General features: G+C 53.6%; 24 protein-coding genes. 22 read left to right on the top strand and 2 right to left on the bottom strand.

The window, feature by feature from the left end; all coding sequences use genetic code 11:
- The first annotated feature begins 8 nt into the window (after window positions 1-8).
- The 21 genes from rplP to ACP3PW_RS16895 all read left to right on the top strand — a co-directional run bounded on the left by rplP (window position 9) and on the right by ACP3PW_RS16895 (window position 10482).
- On the top strand, window positions 9-422 hold the full coding sequence (rplP, locus tag ACP3PW_RS16995) for a 50S ribosomal protein L16 (protein ID WP_426417932.1): 414 nt from the start codon (window positions 9-11) through the stop codon (window positions 420-422).
- Window positions 422-613, top strand: a complete 192-nt coding sequence (rpmC, locus tag ACP3PW_RS16990) for a 50S ribosomal protein L29 (RefSeq protein ID WP_426417931.1) — start codon at window positions 422-424, stop codon at window positions 611-613. Before rplP ends, rpmC begins: the two co-directional genes overlap by 1 nt.
- A 1-nt stretch (window position 614) precedes the next feature.
- Entirely contained in the window at window positions 615-881 is a 267-nt protein-coding gene (gene rpsQ / locus ACP3PW_RS16985) for a 30S ribosomal protein S17 (RefSeq protein WP_426417930.1), read from the top strand.
- Window positions 882-928: 47 nt separating this feature from the next.
- A complete protein-coding gene (gene rplN / locus ACP3PW_RS16980) occupies window positions 929-1297 on the top strand; it encodes a 50S ribosomal protein L14 (protein WP_426417929.1) in 369 nt (122 codons plus the stop codon).
- Between the two features lie 15 nt (window positions 1298-1312).
- Entirely contained in the window at window positions 1313-1627 is a 315-nt protein-coding gene (gene rplX, locus ACP3PW_RS16975; protein ID WP_426417928.1) for a 50S ribosomal protein L24, read from the top strand.
- Window positions 1628-1645: 18 nt separating this feature from the next.
- Entirely contained in the window at window positions 1646-2185 is a 540-nt protein-coding gene (rplE, locus tag ACP3PW_RS16970; RefSeq protein ID WP_426417927.1) for a 50S ribosomal protein L5, read from the top strand.
- Window positions 2186-2199: 14 nt separating this feature from the next.
- Window positions 2200-2505, top strand: a complete 306-nt coding sequence (gene rpsN / locus ACP3PW_RS16965; RefSeq protein WP_426417926.1) for a 30S ribosomal protein S14 — start codon at window positions 2200-2202, stop codon at window positions 2503-2505.
- A 30-nt stretch (window positions 2506-2535) separates the two neighbouring features.
- A complete protein-coding gene (gene rpsH, locus ACP3PW_RS16960; protein WP_426417925.1) occupies window positions 2536-2928 on the top strand; it encodes a 30S ribosomal protein S8 in 393 nt (130 codons plus the stop codon).
- A gap of 9 nt (window positions 2929-2937) precedes the next feature.
- Window positions 2938-3471 carry a 50S ribosomal protein L6 gene (rplF, locus tag ACP3PW_RS16955; RefSeq protein WP_426417924.1) on the top strand — a complete coding sequence of 178 codons (534 nt, stop codon included), beginning with the start codon at window positions 2938-2940 and terminating at the stop codon, window positions 3469-3471.
- A 14-nt stretch (window positions 3472-3485) separates the two neighbouring features.
- Complete coding sequence (gene rplR / locus ACP3PW_RS16950) at window positions 3486-3836, top strand: 50S ribosomal protein L18 (protein WP_426417923.1); 351 nt, start codon at window positions 3486-3488, stop codon at window positions 3834-3836.
- 10 nt (window positions 3837-3846) lie between these two features.
- Window positions 3847-4350 (top strand): 30S ribosomal protein S5, encoded by a 504-nt coding sequence (gene rpsE / locus ACP3PW_RS16945; protein WP_426417922.1) that lies wholly within the window; start codon window positions 3847-3849, stop codon window positions 4348-4350.
- Window positions 4351-4354: 4 nt separating this feature from the next.
- Window positions 4355-4540 (top strand): 50S ribosomal protein L30, encoded by a 186-nt coding sequence (gene rpmD / locus ACP3PW_RS16940; RefSeq protein WP_426417921.1) that lies wholly within the window; start codon window positions 4355-4357, stop codon window positions 4538-4540.
- Window positions 4541-4542: 2 nt separating this feature from the next.
- Entirely contained in the window at window positions 4543-4977 is a 435-nt protein-coding gene (gene rplO, locus ACP3PW_RS16935; protein ID WP_426417920.1) for a 50S ribosomal protein L15, read from the top strand.
- Entirely contained in the window at window positions 4978-6312 is a 1335-nt protein-coding gene (gene secY / locus ACP3PW_RS16930; protein WP_426417919.1) for a preprotein translocase subunit SecY, read from the top strand.
- A gap of 28 nt (window positions 6313-6340) precedes the next feature.
- Window positions 6341-6457 (top strand): 50S ribosomal protein L36, encoded by a 117-nt coding sequence (rpmJ, locus tag ACP3PW_RS16925; RefSeq protein ID WP_249696454.1) that lies wholly within the window; start codon window positions 6341-6343, stop codon window positions 6455-6457.
- A gap of 151 nt (window positions 6458-6608) precedes the next feature.
- Window positions 6609-6965, top strand: coding sequence for a 30S ribosomal protein S13 (rpsM, locus tag ACP3PW_RS16920; protein ID WP_426417918.1), 357 nt, complete (start codon window positions 6609-6611; stop codon window positions 6963-6965).
- Between the two features lie 65 nt (window positions 6966-7030).
- Window positions 7031-7426, top strand: a complete 396-nt coding sequence (gene rpsK, locus ACP3PW_RS16915; protein ID WP_426417917.1) for a 30S ribosomal protein S11 — start codon at window positions 7031-7033, stop codon at window positions 7424-7426.
- Window positions 7427-7441: 15 nt separating this feature from the next.
- A complete protein-coding gene (gene rpsD, locus ACP3PW_RS16910) occupies window positions 7442-8062 on the top strand; it encodes a 30S ribosomal protein S4 (RefSeq protein WP_426417916.1) in 621 nt (206 codons plus the stop codon).
- 30 nt (window positions 8063-8092) lie between these two features.
- Window positions 8093-9094, top strand: coding sequence for a DNA-directed RNA polymerase subunit alpha (locus tag ACP3PW_RS16905; RefSeq protein WP_426417915.1), 1002 nt, complete (start codon window positions 8093-8095; stop codon window positions 9092-9094).
- A 43-nt stretch (window positions 9095-9137) separates the two neighbouring features.
- The gene (rplQ, locus tag ACP3PW_RS16900; protein ID WP_426417914.1) at window positions 9138-9524 is read left to right on the top strand and encodes a 50S ribosomal protein L17; all 387 of its coding nucleotides are present in this window, start codon (window positions 9138-9140) and stop codon (window positions 9522-9524) included.
- Window positions 9525-9609: 85 nt separating this feature from the next.
- Complete coding sequence (locus tag ACP3PW_RS16895) at window positions 9610-10482, top strand: diacylglycerol/lipid kinase family protein (protein WP_426417913.1); 873 nt, start codon at window positions 9610-9612, stop codon at window positions 10480-10482.
- Here the strand turns inward: ACP3PW_RS16895 and ACP3PW_RS16890 are convergent.
- Together ACP3PW_RS16890 and uvrA are read right to left on the bottom strand one after the other, a co-directional pair.
- Complete coding sequence (locus ACP3PW_RS16890) at window positions 10479-10931, bottom strand: CBS domain-containing protein (protein WP_426417912.1); 453 nt, start codon at window positions 10929-10931, stop codon at window positions 10479-10481. The genes ACP3PW_RS16895 and ACP3PW_RS16890 overlap by 4 nt on opposite strands.
- An 82-nt stretch (window positions 10932-11013) precedes the next feature.
- Window positions 11014-13839, bottom strand: a complete 2826-nt coding sequence (uvrA, locus tag ACP3PW_RS16885; protein WP_426417911.1) for an excinuclease ABC subunit UvrA — start codon at window positions 13837-13839, stop codon at window positions 11014-11016.
- 160 nt (window positions 13840-13999) lie between these two features.
- Between uvrA and ACP3PW_RS16880 the strand changes: the two genes are divergently transcribed.
- Window positions 14000-15355: an MFS transporter gene (locus ACP3PW_RS16880; protein ID WP_426417910.1), complete on the top strand. Its 1356-nt coding sequence runs from the start codon at window positions 14000-14002 to the stop codon at window positions 15353-15355.
- Window positions 15356-15368: the final 13 nt, after the last annotated feature.

Here is a 15368-nt window from a genome sequence, read left to right as displayed (position 1 = left end):
GTACGCACATGTTAATGCCAAAGCGTACGAAGTTTCGTAAGCAACAGAAGGGCCGTAACCGCGGTCTGGCTCACCGGGGAAGCACAGTAAGCTTCGGTGAGTTTGCTCTGAAAGCAACTGGTCGTGGTCGAATCACTGCTCGTCAAATCGAAGCAGCGCGTCGTGCCATGAGTCGTCATATCAAGCGTGGTGGTAAGATCTGGATTCGGATTTTCCCCGACAAGCCGATTACCGGTAAGCCGCTTGAAGTGCGTCAGGGTAAGGGTAAGGGTAACGTTGAATACTGGATTTGCCAGATTCAACCAGGCCGTGTTTTGTACGAAATGGAAGGTGTTTCCGAAGAGCTGGCTCGTGAAGCTTTTGCTCTGGCTGCAGCTAAGCTGCCTGTTGAAACCACCTTCGTTAAGCGGACGGTGATGTGATGAAAGCAACAGAACTGCGTGAAAAATCTGTCGAGGAGCTGAATACTCAGCTGCTGGCTTTGCGCCGAGATCAGTTTAACTACCGCATGCAACTTGCGACCGGCCAGCTTGGCCAGTCTCATTTGCTGCCACAGGTTAAGCGCGATATCGCTCGGGTAAAAACTGTGCTTAATGAGAAAGCAGGAAACTAAGATGGCAGACACAGAAAAGAAAGTGCGCACTCTTAGCGGTAGGGTTGTTAGCAACAAGATGGAGAAATCCATTACGGTTCTCGTTGAGCGCCAGGTAAAGCACGCCATTTACGGTAAGTACATGACGCGCTCTACTAAGTTGCATGCCCATGACGCAAATAATGAGTGCAATATTGGTGATGTAGTGACTATTCGTGAGATCAAGCCATTGTCGAAGACTAAGTTCTTCGAGCTGGTTTCTGTCGACGAAAAAGCTACTCAGATCTAAATTGGATCAAGTCTCGGGCTGATAAGGTCCGAGTACGGAGAAAGAAGATGATTCAAACACAATCAATGCTTGATGTTGCTGATAACAGTGGCGCTCGTCGAGTCATGTGTATCAAGGTCCTGGGTGGCTCCCACCGTCGTTATGCCGGTGTTGGTGATGTCATCAAAGTGACCGTTAAGGAAGCGATTCCTCGTGGTAAGGTCAAGAAGGGCCAGGTAATGAACGCTGTAGTTGTGCGTACTCGCAAGGGTGTACGTCGTCCAGACGGATCTTTGATCCGCTTTGATGGCAACGCCGCGGTACTGCTGAATGCAAGCAATCAGCCGATTGGTACACGTATCTTCGGACCTGTGACTCGTGAACTGCGAGGTGAACAGTTCATGAAGATTATTTCTCTCGCACCTGAAGTGCTGTAAGGAGAGGATTCGAAAATGCGTAAGATTAAACAGAACGATGAAGTCATCGTTATCACGGGCAAAGACAAGGGTAAGCGTGGCAAGGTCGTTAAGGTAAAAGACGACGGCAAGCTTATCGTGTCTGGCATTAACATGGTGAAGAAGCACACCAAGCCCAACCCGACTATGGGTAAGCCTGGTGGCATCGTAGAGAAGGAGGCCGCAATTGAGTCTTCTAACGTCGCCATTTTTAACCCCGAAACTCAAAAAGCTGACCGTGTTGGTTTTGATGGCGCAGGCAAGGACAAAGTCCGGGTCTTTAAGTCCACCAAGTCCAAAATTGACGGTTAATTTGGCTAGGTAACGATCATGGCAAGATTAAAAGAGTTTTATAACAATGAGCTGATACCCAAGCTGAAAGAAGAGCTGGGTCAGGCGAATGTAAACGAGGTGCCGAAAATCACCAAGATTACCCTTAACATGGGTCTTGGTGAGGCGGTAGCGGACAAGAAGGTTGTCGATTTCGGGCTGGCCGACATGGAGAAAATCTCCGGTCAAAAGCCAGTTGTGACATTGGCGCGTAAATCTGTAGCGGGCTTTAAAGTTCGTGAAGGTTGGCCGATTGGTGTTAAAGTAACTCTGCGCGGTGAGCGCATGTATGAGTTCCTTGATCGCCTGCTGTCTATCTCTATTCCTCGTATCCGCGATTTCCGTGGCCTGAATCCGAAGTCATTCGACGGTCGTGGAAACTACAGCATGGGCGTCAAGGAGCAGATCATGTTCCCGGAAATCGAGTACGATCAAATCGATACTATCCGTGGACTGGACATCACCGTGACTACCACTGCTCGTAACGATGACGAAGGTCGGGCGCTGTTAAAAGCGTTCAACTTCCCGTTTAGAACCTAGGAAGGCTTAGTCTAATGGCAAAAATTTCAATGAAACAGCGTGAGCTGAAGCGTACGCGTACTGTTGAAAAGTACGCCGCCAAGCGAGCTGCTATCAAGGCTGTGCTGGCCGATGCGAATGCGACCGACGAACAGAAGTGGGATGCCCAAATTGCGCTGCAGAAATTGCCGCGTGACGCAAGCCCTGCTCGTCAGCGTAACCGTTGCCGGATAACCGGTCGTCCACACGGTTACCTTCGCAAGTTCGGTTTGAGCCGAATTAAGTTGCGCGAAGCTGCAATGCGTGGTGATTGCCCAGGTCTGGTTAAGGCCAGCTGGTAATTACCGAATTTAGTTTAGGAGAATATAGACATGAGTATGCAGGACCCGTTAGCAGATATGCTGACTCGTATCCGTAATGCCCAGATGGCAGAGAAAGCCTCTGTCAGCATGCCCTCATCCAAGATCAAGGTCGCTGTGGCCAAGGTCCTGAAAGATGAAGGCTATGTGGGAGACATTACAGTAGAAGGCGAAACCAAGCCGGTACTGAGCATCGAGCTTAAGTACTTCGAAGGCAACCCGGTCATTGAGCAGATCAAACGTTCAAGCCGTCCTGGTCTACGCGCCTATTCCGGTAAGGGTGAACTCCCAAAGGTCAATGGCGGCTTAGGCGTTGCCATCGTCTCCACTAACCGTGGTGTTATGACCGATCGTGCTGCACGCGCCGCTGGCGTGGGTGGCGAAATTTTGTGCACCGTATTCTAAGGGGGAACTATGTCTCGAGTAGCAAAAGCCCCAGTAGCGATCCCAAGCGGTGTAGAAATTACTCTTAACGGCCAGGATCTGTCTGTTAAGGGTGGCAAGGGTTCTCTGCAACTGGGCATTCATAATAATGTCGAAGTTAAGCAGGAAGAAAGTGTACTCACCTTCGCTCCACGCGATGGTGCGAAGCAGTCTCGTGCGTTGGCGGGTACTACCCGCGCGTTGGTCAACAACATGGTTGTTGGCGTAACTCAGGGTTACGAGAAAAAATTGCAGTTGGTCGGTGTTGGTTATCGTGTGGCGGCTCAGGGAAACACCCTGAACCTTACCCTCGGATTTTCCCATCCGGTCAATTACGTCCTTCCTGAAGGCGTAACTGCACAAACACCAAGCCAGACTGAACTTGTCATCAGTGGTATCGACAAGCAGTTGGTTGGACAGGTCGCGGCTGAAATTCGCGCATTCCGTCCGCCTGAGCCTTATAAAGGTAAGGGTGTACGTTATGCTGACGAACATGTACGTCGTAAAGAGGCTAAGAAGAAGTAAGGTGGGGCATAGATATGAGCGTTAAAAGAGAATCCCGTTTGCGTCGTGCCCGCCGTGCTCGCTTTAAAATGCGTGAACTCGGCGCGGTTCGTCTCAGCGTACATCGTTCCAATCAACACATCTACGCGCAGCTTATTGCTGGCGAAGGTGACAAAGTGTTGGCCAGTGCTTCTACGCTGGATAAGGAACTGCGTGAAGGTGCAACCAGTAATATTGATGCAGCCGGAAAAGTCGGTGCTCTGATCGCAGAGCGTGGCAAGGCAGCAGGGATTACGCAGGTTGCGTTTGATCGTTCCGGTTACAAGTATCACGGTCGTGTGAAGGCTCTAGCAGATGCCGCTCGCGACGGTGGTCTGGAATTCTAAGGGTAGAGTTATGGCGAACAACGAACGTAAAAGTGACGACGGTTACATCGAGAAACTGGTTCAGGTTAACCGTGTTGCCAAGACCGTTAAAGGTGGCCGAATCTTTAGCTTTACTGCTCTGACCGTGGTCGGAGATGGTAACGGTAAGGTTGGCTTCGGTCGCGGCAAGGCACGTGAAGTGCCGGTTGCTATCCAAAAGTCGATGGAAAATGCCCGTCGCAATATGATTGAGGTGGATCTCAACGGTACTACTTTGCAGTACGCCGTTACGGCCCGCCACGGCGCATCCAGGGTTTACATGCAGCCAGCATCTGACGGTACCGGTGTTATTGCCGGCGGCGCGATGCGAGCTGTGCTGGAAGTTGCTGGTGTCCACAACGTACTGGCTAAGTGCTACGGCTCTACCAACCCGGTGAACGTCGTTTATGCGACCTTCAAGGGTTTGAGAGAGATGCGCGCACCAGCGTCAGTCGCCGCTAAGCGCGGTAAGTCTGTCGAAGATATTCTGGGGTAGGAAGATGGCTGAGAAAATGATCAAAGTATCTCTGGTCCGCTCAACCAACGGACGCCTGAAGAATCACAAGGCTTGTGTCCTTGGTCTTGGGCTGCGCCGTATTGGTCACACTGTTGAAGTGGAAGACACTCCATCAGTGCGCGGTATGATCAACAAAGTATCTTACATGGTACAGGTTGAGGGAGAGTAATTATGCAACTGAATACCCTTGCACCTGCTCCTGGTAGTCGCAAATCCGGCAAGCGTGTCGGTCGCGGTATCGGTAGCGGATTAGGTAAGACCTGTGGCCGTGGTCACAAAGGTCTGAAATCCCGTTCAGGTGGTAGTGTGAAGCCTGGGTTTGAAGGGGGTCAGCAGCCGCTGGCTCGTCGTCTGCCCAAGTATGGCTTTACCTCTCGTCTGGCTCGTGTAACTGCCGAAGTTCGTTTGAACGAGCTGGCGCTGGTTGACGCTGACGTAATTGATGTGGATGCCCTTAAGGCAGCTGACATCATCAACGGCAGCATTCGACGCGCAAAGGTAGTGCTGTCTGGTGAGATCACCAAGGCTGTGACCCTTAAAGGGCTCATGGTAACCAAAGGTGCTCGCGCTGCTATTGAAGCGGCCGGTGGTAAGATCGAGGAATAAATGGCTAAGAAAGGATCAACCCCTGCAATGGGTAACCAGAGCGGCCTCACTGAATTGTGGGCTCGCCTGAGATTTGTCTTATTGGCAATCATCGTTTATCGGATCGGTGCGCATATTCCTGTTCCGGGTATTAACCCGGACCGGTTGGCGCAGCTGTTTAACCAGAACGAAGGGACGATCCTTAGCCTGTTCAATATGTTTTCGGGTGGTGCCCTGGAGAGAATGTCTGTTCTCGCCCTGGGTATCATGCCGTACATCTCGGCATCGATCATCATGCAGTTGATGTCCGTTGTCAGTCCGCAGTTGGAGCAGCTTAAGAAAGAGGGCGAATCCGGTCGTCGCAAGATCAGTCAATATACTCGCTACGGTACCGTGCTTTTAGCATTGGTGCAGGGCTTCGGTATGACGGCGGGTCTGGCGGGACAGGGAATAGCCTTTAGTGCTGACGCCAGCTTTTACTTTGTCGCCATCACGACTTTCGTTACCGGTGCCGTCTTTATGATGTGGCTGGGCGAGCAAGTGACCGAGAAAGGGATTGGTAACGGTATCTCAATCTTGATCTTCGCAGGTATCGTAGCAGGCTTGCCCGGCGCAATCGGGCAGTCTTTCGAGTCGGCTCGGCAGGGTGATATTAATATCATCGCCCTGTTGGCGATCGCTACACTGGCTATCGTGGTTATCGGTTTCGTTGTCTTCGTCGAGCGGGGACAGCGTCGTATTACCGTTAACTACGCGAAGCGTCAGCAGGGCCGTAAGGTATTTGCTGCGCAGACCAGTCACTTGCCGCTGAAAGTGAATATGGCAGGGGTTATCCCGGCTATTTTTGCCAGCAGCATTCTGCTGTTCCCGGCTTCGATCGGGCAGTGGTTTGGTCAGGCTGAAGGAATGGAGTGGTTGCAGGATTTCGCCTTGGCGATTGGTCCTGGCCAGCCGTTGAACATTGTTCTGTTCTCGGCGGGTATCATCTTCTTCTGCTTCTTCTATACTGCGCTGGTGTTCAACCCGAATGATGTGGCCGACAACTTGAAGAAGTCGGGCGCCTTTATTCCCGGTATTCGTCCCGGTGAGCAGTCTGCACGCTATATCGATAGTGTGTTGACCCGGCTGACCTTGTTCGGTGCGCTATATATGACCGCTGTGTGTCTGCTTCCGCAGTTCCTGGTGGTCGCTTGGAACGTGCCGTTCTACCTTGGTGGAACTTCATTGTTGATCGTGGTTGTGGTGGTGATGGACTTTATGTCGCAGGTACAGTCACACCTGATGTCACATCAGTATGAATCCTTGATGAAGAAATCTAACTTGAAGGGCTATGGCAGCGGCGGATTGCTGCGCTAAACCCAACCGGTTAGCTTTGGAGTAGATTATGAAAGTACGTGCTTCAGTGAAGAAGATCTGCAGAAACTGCAAGATCATTCGTCGCAACGGTTCCGTCCGTGTTATCTGTAGTGCTGAGCCTCGCCACAAGCAGCGCCAGGGCTAGATAGATAACAGATCCGTAAGTTTGCCGCCCGGCCACTTAAATTGGTCGGGCGGTTGATTTATTAATCATCAGAAGGTATGCTGTCCCGCCTTTTGGGATGCCCCCTATTATTTGGGGCTGCCTTTGTACGTAAAAATATGGAGTAAACTGGATGGCCCGTATAGCTGGCGTCAATATTCCAGATAACAAACACGCTGTTATCTCTCTTACCTATATCTATGGTGTAGGTAGAACAACTGCTCAGCAGCTGTGCGCGGAAACCGGTATCGATCCGGTAGCCAAGATCAGCACTCTGAGCGAAGATCAAGTTGACATCCTCCGCGGTGCGGTTTCCAAGCTGAACACCGAAGGTGATCTGCGTCGGGAAGTCAGCATGAACATCAAACGGCTCATGGATTTGGGTTGCTACCGTGGTCTGCGTCATCGCCGCAGTCTTCCACTTCGCGGTCAGCGTACCAAAACCAATGCGCGTACTCGTAAGGGTCCTCGTAAGCCGATTCGTAAGTAATCAGTCCTGCGCTTGCCGTTAACAGCAAGCTGTAGGTCAAATTTTAATATAGGAATGATTCTGATATGGCAAAGCCAAAGCCAGGTACTAGATCACGTAAAAAGGTTAAAAAGACGGTCGTTGACGGGGTAGCCCACATTCACGCCTCTTTTAACAATACTATCGTGACCATTACCGATCGTCAGGGTAACGCATTGTCCTGGGCCACCGCGGGTGGTTCTGGTTTCCGTGGTTCTCGTAAGAGCACCCCGTTCGCAGCTCAGGTAGCTGCCGAGCGTGCAGGAAATGCGGCCGCTGAATACGGTCTGAAGAATTTAGACGTTTGTGTGAAGGGACCTGGCCCAGGCCGGGAATCTGCTATACGTGCTCTAAACTCTTGTGGTTACAAAATTACTAACATTACCGATGTGACGCCAATTCCGCACAACGGTTGTCGCCCACCCAAGAAGCGCCGCGTGTAAGCAGGAGACGTTTAAATGGCTAGATATATAGGTCCCAAGTGTAAACTGTCTCGTCGCGAAGGTACTGATCTGTTCTTGAAGAGCGGCGTTCGCGCGCTCGACTCAAAGTGTCAGCTCGAAACCCCTCCAGGGCAGCATGGTCAGCGTCGTACTCGACTGTCTGATTATGGTCTTCAGCTTCGTGAAAAGCAGAAAGTTCGTCGTATTTACGGCGTGCTTGAAAAGCAGTTTCGCGGATATTACAAAGAAGCCGATCGCCTTAAAGGCGCAACGGGTGTAAACCTGCTTCAGCTTCTTGAGTCTCGTCTCGATAACGTTGTTTATCGTATGGGATTCGGTTCTACCCGATCCGAAGCTCGTCAGCTAGTGAGCCACAAGTCTATTACTGTAAATGGTAAGGCAGTGAATATTCCTTCCTACCAGGTAAAGGCCGGTGATGTTGTTGCTGTTCGCGAAAAATCCAAGAGCCAGTTGCGTATCGCTTCTTCTCTTGAGTTGGCGGCCCAGCGCGGCAGCCTGGAGTGGGTTGATGTAGACGCCAGCAAGAAAGAGGGCGTTTTCAAATCCATTCCTGAGCGCAGCGATCTGTCAGCTGAGATCAACGAAAACCTGATCGTCGAGCTTTACTCCAAGTAAGGAATAGACTTTAAGTAGGGTATTACATCCATGCAGAGTTCCGTAACCGATTTTCTAACTCCCCAGCGTATCGACGTTCAGGAGATTAGCGCTACCCGAGCCAAAGTGACGTTGGAGCCCCTCGAAAGGGGGTTCGGCCACACTTTGGGTAACGCCCTGCGCCGCATTTTGCTCTCCTCCATGCCCGGCTGTGCCGTGGTAGAGGTTGAGATCGATGGCGTAGAGCACGAATACAGTGCCTTAGAAGGGGTGCAGGAGGATGTGATTGAGATCCTGCTTAACCTGAAAGGCGTAGCGATCAAAATGCACGAGCGTGATGAAGCTGTCCTGACTCTTTCCAAGAAAGGCGAAGGTGCAGTGACTGCAGCTGATATCCAGCTTGATCACAGCATTGAGGTCGTAAATCCGGATCACGTTATTGCTAACCTGGCCCCGGCCGGAGAGCTGAATATGCGGCTCAAGGTAATGCGCGGTCGTGGGTATGAGCCCGCAGATTCTCGTGTCAGTGATGAGGACGAAACCCGTTCTATCGGTCGTTTGCAAATCGATTCAACCTATAGCCCCGTACACCGTGTGGCTTATGTTGTCGACAGCGCCCGTGTAGAGCAGCGTACCGATCTCGACAAGCTGGTGCTGGACCTGGACACCGACGGCACACTGGATCCTGAAGAAGCCATTCGTCGTGCTGCTACTATTTTGCAGCAGCAGCTCGCGACGTTTGTTGACTTGAAAGGACCTGGTGAGCCGGTACCGGAGCAAAAGGAGGATGAAGTTGATCCTATCCTGTTGCGCCCTGTAGATGATCTGGAGCTGACTGTTCGTAGCGCCAACTGCCTCAAGGCAGAGAATATCTACTACATCGGTGACCTTATTCAGCGTACCGAAGTTGAGTTGCTGAAAACGCCTAACCTGGGTAAGAAATCTCTTACCGAGATTAAAGACGTGCTCGCATCGCGCGGTCTGTCACTGGGAATGCGGTTGGACAACTGGCCGCCTGCAAGTTTGAAGAACGACGATAGGATTTCTGCCTAACGTCTTTGTAACCAGATTAGTACTCTGGTAAGGAATTAGAGTTATGCGTCATCGCAAGAGTGGTAGAAAGCTTAACCGTACCAGCTCGCACCGCAAGGCTATGTTTCAAAACATGACCTGCTCATTGGTCGAGCATGAAGTGATCAAGACCACGTTACCCAAGGCGAAAGAGCTGCGTCGTGTAGCTGAGCCTATGATCACACTGGCTAAGCTTGATTCAGTAGCTAACCGTCGTCTGGCGTTCGATCGCCTGCGCGACAAAACTGCTGTTGGCAAGCTGTTTAGTGAGATCGGTCCTCGTTACGCGGAGCGTCCCGGTGGTTATATCCGCATTCTTAAGTGTGGGTTCCGTACCGGCGACCAGGCTCCTATGGCCTTCGTTGAGTTGGTCGATCGTCCAGAGCCTGTAGAGGCTGCTGACGACGAGTAAGTGGAAACACTACAAAAAAGCCGAGCATCTGCTCGGCTTTTTTGTTTCTGGGGGATAGAGAATGTCGTCAACAGCTAGGTGTTCGATGCAATTGTTGGTGGTGCTTAACCCAGCGGCTGGTCGTAGAAAACGGGCGCTGCTTGATCTTACCCTGGCCTATCTTAAAGTCCGGGGCTGGTCGGTGGATCTTTACCAGACCCGCGCCGCCGGTGACGCTCAGGACTATGTTCAGTCATACAGTGGTAGCGCCTCCATCGTTATTGCCGCGGGCGGAGATGGTACGGTCAACGAGGTGATCAACGGGCTATCGGCTCGACAGGTGCCACTCACGCTTGCCATTATCCCTTTGGGAACCACCAACGTTGTTGCGCGGGAGTTGAGGTTGCCACAGTCGGCAAAAGCGCTTGCCTCCCGTATCCATGAAGGGAGCACCCGGTTGTGTTACTGGCCGACCGTGAATGGCCGCCGGCTCGCGTTTTCCCTGGGGGTGGGATTTGATGCGGCGGTCGTGGGCGCGGTGGACCTGGCCATTAAAAAGCGCTTTGGCAAGCTGGCTTACGGGTGGGCGGCCATTAAGCCGTTGTTTCGATGGAGGGGGCGTGGTTACCGGGTGGTCGCCGATGGTGTGGAGTATGACGCCGATTCGTTGCTTGTCAGCAATGGCTGCTATTACGCAGGGCGCTATGTCATTGCACGGGAGATGACGCTCCAGCGGAATGCCTTTCAGGTGGTGTTGATTAAGGCATCGAGTCCGGGCTCGCTGCTTGCCGCGCTCTGGTCGTTACCTTTCGGGAGGCTTGAGAAAAATCCTCGCGTGCGCTCCGTGACCGCCTCCCACCTTAGCGTCGAGAGACTCAACCCAGAGGAGCGGTTGCAGCTCGATGGTGATGTATGGGGGGCGCTGCCGGTAACGGTAAGCTGCGCAGCGCAGGGGATGCCGGTGATCTGCGGTCCTTAACTGTCCGCTGGGGTCTGGGTTGAGCGTTCATGAAGCAGGTCGACGCATAGCCTAACGAAGTCGACCGATGTAACCATACCCACCAGTTTTCCGTTGTCGAGTACAGGCAGGCAGCCGTGCTTGCTGTTGAGAAAAAAACGCCCCGCTTCCTCCAGGGAGGTGTCCGGGCTGGCGGTAACGATGCCGCTGGAGTACACCTCGGCGACGCGCACTCGGCTTCCAAAGGTCGACAGATCTACCTGGCCGCTGGATTTCGCCAGGTAGAAGGCTTCGCGCAAGACGTGCTTTTGAGACAGTAGCCCAAGAAATCTGGCATCCTTACTGTCGATAACCGGCAGGTGGCGGATGTTATGCTGGGTCATTAGTCCATTAACCAGCTTTAGGGAGTCACTCTCCACGCAGCTGATCACCTCTTGAGTCATAATCTCGGCGACGGTTTGCTGGCGCATCTGTTTTCTCCGAAATTGAGGTCTTTATACAAACATAGCTCACTTTACGCGCGCCTGGAGAGACCACCCCGTCAATTCCCTGTTAACGCTCGAGGATGGGCCTTAAGAAGCGTCCGGTATGCGAGGCGCCGTGATTCGCAATCTCTTCCGGTGTGCCAGTAGCGACGATCTCCCCGCCTCCATCGCCTCCTTCCGGCCCAAGGTCGACCACCCAGTCAGCGGTTTTTATAACATCAAGGTTGTGCTCTATCACGACGACGGTATTGCCATGGTCCCGCAGGCGGTGCAGTACCCCCAATAGCTGGCGTATATCGTGAAAGTGAAGGCCGGTAGTTGGCTCATCAAGAATGTAGAGGGTTTTGCCGGTATCGCGCTTGGATAGCTCCTTGGCAAGCTTGACCCGTTGAGCCTCCCCGCCGGACAGCGTGGTGGCGTTTTGCCCAAGGTGAACGTAAGTCAGCCCGACATCCATCAAGGTTTGTAGTTTGCGCCGGATTGCGGGCACCGCATCGAAGAACACGAGAGCGTCCTCAATGGTCATCTCCAGTACCTGGTCGATACTTTTTCCCTTGTAGCGGATATCCAGGGTTTCGCGGTTGTAGCGTTTCCCCTTGCAGACATCGCAGGGGACATAGATGTCGGGTAGGAAGTGCATCTCCACGCGAATGACACCGTCGCCCTGGCAGGATTCGCAGCGCCCCCCCTTGACGTTGAAGCTGAAACGTCCGGGTTTGTAACCCCGTGAGCGGGATTCCTGGGTGCCTGCAAATAGCTCCCGGATGCCGGTAAAAATACCTGTATAGGTGGCGGGGTTGGAGCGAGGGGTGCGACCGATGGGGCTTTGGTCGATATCGATGCACTTGTCGAACTGATTCAGCCCGCTCACCCGTTTATGGGGCGCGGGAGTAAGGGTGGTGGCACCGTTAAGTTCTGTCGCGCAGATAGGGTACAGCGTGCCGTTGATCAGGGTGGACTTGCCTGATCCGGAGACTCCCGTTACGCAGGTCATCAAGCCAACCGGAATGCTCAGGTCCACCTTCTTTAGGTTGTTGCCGCTGGCCCCGAATAATTTAAGCATCCGTTTTTCATCGGCCGGGGTGCGCTGCTTGGGGATAGCGATCTTTTCTATTCCTGTCAGGTACTGCCCGGTCAGGGATGCCGGGTTGCCCATGACCTGCTTTGGAGTGCCCTGGGCAACGATCTCGCCACCATGGACGCCAGCGCCGGGGCCGATATCGACAACATGGTCGGCGAGTCGGATAGCATCCTCGTCGTGTTCCACCACGATTACCGTGTTGCCGAGATCCCGCAAGTGGGTCAGGGTGTTGAGCAGGCGCTCATTGTCTCGCTGGTGGAGTCCGATTGAGGGCTCATCAAGAATGTACATAACCCCTACCAGCCCCGCACCGATCTGGCTTGCCAGTCTAATGCGTTGCGCTTCACCACCGGAGAGGGTGTCGGCGCTGCGGTCGAGGGTCAGGTAGTTAAGGCCTACATTCACCAGAAACTGCAGTCGTTCACGGATCTCTTTTAAAATTTTGTCCGCGATCTCACCCTTGCGGCCCGGGAGTTTAAGCTGGTCGAAATACTCGAGAGCAGCGCCCACCTGACGGGAGGTGATATCCGGGAGGTTTTCTGTGGCGATAAAGACATGGCGAGCATCTCGTCGTAAACGGCTCCCCTTGCAGGAGGGGCAGGGTTGGGTGCTGAGGTACTTGGCCAGCTCCTCGCGCACACTTTGGGAGTCGGTATCGCGATAGCGGCGCTCCATATTGGGAATGATCCCCTCGAAGCGATGCTTGCGTTGCATGACGTCGCCGCGGTCGTTGACGTAATTGAAGCTGATCTGCTCGTCACCACTGCCGTAAAGTATCTGTTCCCGGTGCTGCTCGCTGAGCTCACCAAAGGGCGTGTCGATATCGAAGCCGTAGTGCTTGGCCAGGGAAACCAGCATCTGGAAGTAGTAAACGCTGCGTCGATCCCATCCCCGAATGGCGCCCTCGGCGAGGGTGGAGTCGGGGTGGGATATGATGCGTGAGCCATCAAAAAACTGTTTTACACCGAGGCCGTCGCAAGAGGAACACGCACCGGCGGGGTTGTTAAACGAGAACAGGCGCGGCTCGAGTTCATTAATGCTGTGGCCACAGGTTGGACAGGCGAAGCGTGCGGAGAACACCATCTCCTTCTGGTCGCCGTCCATAAACGCCACCAGGGCGATACCGTCTGTAAGGTTGAGGGCGGTCTCAAAGGATTCTGCCAGCCGCAACTGCAGGTCGCCCCGGGCCTTGAACCGGTCAACAACCACTTCGATGCTGTGCTTTTTACGTTTGTCCAGGGTAGGGGGTTGGTCGAGGTCAACCACAATGCCGTTGACCCGTGCTCGAACGAAGCCCTGGGTGCGCAGCTCATGAAACACGTGAAGGTGCTCCCCTTTGCGCTCTTGCACTACCGGTGCCAGCAGCATCAGTTTGGTGCCCTCCTCCAGCGCAAGTACCTGATCAACCATCTGGCTGATGGTTTGGGCTTCCAGTGGCAGGTCGTGGTCGGGGCAGCGGGGGGTTCCTGCGCGCGCAAACAGCAGGCGTAGGTAATCGTAGATCTCGGTAATGGTGCCTACCGTCGACCTGGGATTGTGGCTGGTTGACTTCTGTTCGATGGAGATTGCTGGGGAGAGTCCTTCGATATGGTCGATATCGGGCTTTTCCATCATCGACAGAAACTGGCGTGCGTAGGTAGAGAGCGATTCGACGTAGCGCCGCTGCCCCTCTGCGTAAAGGGTGTCAAAGGCCAGCGAAGATTTGCCGGAGCCGGATAGCCCGGTAATAACGACCAGCTTATCGCGGGGGATTTCGATATCGATGTTCTTCAGGTTGTGGGTGCGGGCACCCCGTACGACGATATTTTCCACGATCTCTCCTGTGTTGGCCTGGCGTCAACCGAACCGCCGAGTATACTCCGTTTGCCGACCCCAAGCAGCCCGACTCGTGGTAAATCTGCGTTAGTGATTGAGGGTATTAGCTGCTAAAATTCCCCCCTTTTGGCTATGAAGTGAAGTGGACGGGTATTCTATGGACAGAGCGGAACTCAAGGCGACGGCCTCGCTAGCGTCCGTGTTTGCATTTCGGATGCTGGGTCTGTTCATGGTGTTGCCGGTGCTTGCGGTCTACGGTGGTGACCTCAAGGGTGCAACCCCCGCCCTGATCGGGGTGGCGATAGGGGGCTATGGGTTGACCCAGGCGCTGTTACAGATTCCCTTCGGTATGATCTCCGATCGCGTCGGGCGCAAGCCGGTCATTATTGCGGGCCTGATTATCTTCGCTGCGGGCAGTTTGCTAGCCGCAGGAGCCGAGAGTATCTACGGCGTCATTGCCGGGCGCTGCCTTCAGGGGGCCGGCGCAATCGCCAGTACCATTCTGGCACTGCTTTCAGACCTGACCCGGGAGCAAAACCGTACCAAGGCCATGGCAACCGTTGGGATGAGTATCGGTCTCTCCTTTTGTGTAGCGATGGTGGTCGGACCATTGATTACGGACTGGTTTGGTTTGACGGGGCTTTTCATGGTCACGGCGCTGTTATCGCTGGTGGCGCTGGGGATTATTCTCTGGGTCGTGCCCACGCCACGTGTTTTGCGCTCTCACAGCGATACCTTGACCGTAACCAGTCAGGTGTGGGCAACCCTGGGCAATAGGCAGTTGCTGCGGTTGGATTTTGGCATCTTTGTATTGCATGGCGTGTTGATGGCGCTGTTTGTTGCTGTGCCGCTGGCGCTGCAAGGAGAGGCGGGGCTACCTCGGGAGCAGCATTGGTGGGTCTACCTCCTGTGCTTGCTGACCGCGTTTGTGGCTATGGTGCCTTTCATCATTATCGGTGAGAAAAAGCGCAAGCTAAAAAGCGTCTTTGTCGGCGCCGTTGCCCTGCTAACACTGAGTGAGCTGAGTCTGCTATGGAGTCATACTTCGCTTTGGCCCATGATAGGCAGCCTGTTTTTGTTCTTTATGGCGTTCAATTTGTTAGAGGCGACGCTGCCCTCGTTGATTAGCAAACTCGCGCCGGCCGGTAACAAAGGGACTGCCATGGGCGTTTACTCCACGAGCCAGTTTCTGGGGGCGGCGCTGGGAGGAATGGCCGGGGGCGTGATTTTCCAGTCCTATGGCTTTGATGGTGTGTTTGTCTTGGCCGCGATTGGGTCGGCGCTTTGGCTGGTATTCAGTGCTACCATGGATCAGCCCCCCTACCTGAGCAGTATGGTGGTAGGTTTGGATGGCATGGATGACGACCCGGACAGTATCGGTGCGGCCTTGGCGAAGGTATTGGGAGTAGTTGAGGTGGTTGTTATTCGTGATGAATCGGCAGCCTATCTCAAGGTAGATAACGAGCAGTTGGATACCGAAGCGCTAGTGGCGCTTGGTGTGGCTGTGGAATAAGTGATTGGAGTAT

The organism is Aestuariirhabdus sp. LZHN29 (assembly GCF_049985285.1).
Lineage (GTDB): Bacteria > Pseudomonadota > Gammaproteobacteria > Pseudomonadales > Aestuariirhabdaceae > Aestuariirhabdus.
This window is presented reverse-complemented; position numbering and strand designations above follow the sequence as displayed.

Bases quoted from the DNA above. Each gene is read 5' to 3' on its own strand.
- rplP (WP_426417932.1), top strand. From the start codon at position 9: ATGTTAATGCCAAAGCGTACGAAGTTTCGTAAGCAACAGAAGGGCCGT.
- rpmC (WP_426417931.1), top strand. From the start codon at position 422: ATGAAAGCAACAGAACTGCGTGAAAAATCTGTCGAGGAGCTGAATACT.
- rpsQ (WP_426417930.1), top strand. From the start codon at position 615: ATGGCAGACACAGAAAAGAAAGTGCGCACTCTTAGCGGTAGGGTTGTT.
- rplN (WP_426417929.1), top strand. From the start codon at position 929: ATGATTCAAACACAATCAATGCTTGATGTTGCTGATAACAGTGGCGCT.
- rplX (WP_426417928.1), top strand. From the start codon at position 1,313: ATGCGTAAGATTAAACAGAACGATGAAGTCATCGTTATCACGGGCAAA.
- rplE (WP_426417927.1), top strand. From the start codon at position 1,646: ATGGCAAGATTAAAAGAGTTTTATAACAATGAGCTGATACCCAAGCTG.
- rpsN (WP_426417926.1), top strand. From the start codon at position 2,200: ATGGCAAAAATTTCAATGAAACAGCGTGAGCTGAAGCGTACGCGTACT.
- rpsH (WP_426417925.1), top strand. From the start codon at position 2,536: ATGAGTATGCAGGACCCGTTAGCAGATATGCTGACTCGTATCCGTAAT.
- rplF (WP_426417924.1), top strand. From the start codon at position 2,938: ATGTCTCGAGTAGCAAAAGCCCCAGTAGCGATCCCAAGCGGTGTAGAA.
- rplR (WP_426417923.1), top strand. From the start codon at position 3,486: ATGAGCGTTAAAAGAGAATCCCGTTTGCGTCGTGCCCGCCGTGCTCGC.
- rpsE (WP_426417922.1), top strand. From the start codon at position 3,847: ATGGCGAACAACGAACGTAAAAGTGACGACGGTTACATCGAGAAACTG.
- rpmD (WP_426417921.1), top strand. From the start codon at position 4,355: ATGGCTGAGAAAATGATCAAAGTATCTCTGGTCCGCTCAACCAACGGA.
- rplO (WP_426417920.1), top strand. From the start codon at position 4,543: ATGCAACTGAATACCCTTGCACCTGCTCCTGGTAGTCGCAAATCCGGC.
- secY (WP_426417919.1), top strand. From the start codon at position 4,978: ATGGCTAAGAAAGGATCAACCCCTGCAATGGGTAACCAGAGCGGCCTC.
- rpmJ (WP_249696454.1), top strand. From the start codon at position 6,341: ATGAAAGTACGTGCTTCAGTGAAGAAGATCTGCAGAAACTGCAAGATC.
- rpsM (WP_426417918.1), top strand. From the start codon at position 6,609: ATGGCCCGTATAGCTGGCGTCAATATTCCAGATAACAAACACGCTGTT.
- rpsK (WP_426417917.1), top strand. From the start codon at position 7,031: ATGGCAAAGCCAAAGCCAGGTACTAGATCACGTAAAAAGGTTAAAAAG.
- rpsD (WP_426417916.1), top strand. From the start codon at position 7,442: ATGGCTAGATATATAGGTCCCAAGTGTAAACTGTCTCGTCGCGAAGGT.
- ACP3PW_RS16905 (WP_426417915.1), top strand. From the start codon at position 8,093: ATGCAGAGTTCCGTAACCGATTTTCTAACTCCCCAGCGTATCGACGTT.
- rplQ (WP_426417914.1), top strand. From the start codon at position 9,138: ATGCGTCATCGCAAGAGTGGTAGAAAGCTTAACCGTACCAGCTCGCAC.
- ACP3PW_RS16895 (WP_426417913.1), top strand. From the start codon at position 9,610: ATGCAATTGTTGGTGGTGCTTAACCCAGCGGCTGGTCGTAGAAAACGG.
- ACP3PW_RS16890 (WP_426417912.1), bottom strand. From the start codon at position 10,931: ATGCGCCAGCAAACCGTCGCCGAGATTATGACTCAAGAGGTGATCAGC.
- ACP3PW_RS16880 (WP_426417910.1), top strand. From the start codon at position 14,000: ATGGACAGAGCGGAACTCAAGGCGACGGCCTCGCTAGCGTCCGTGTTT.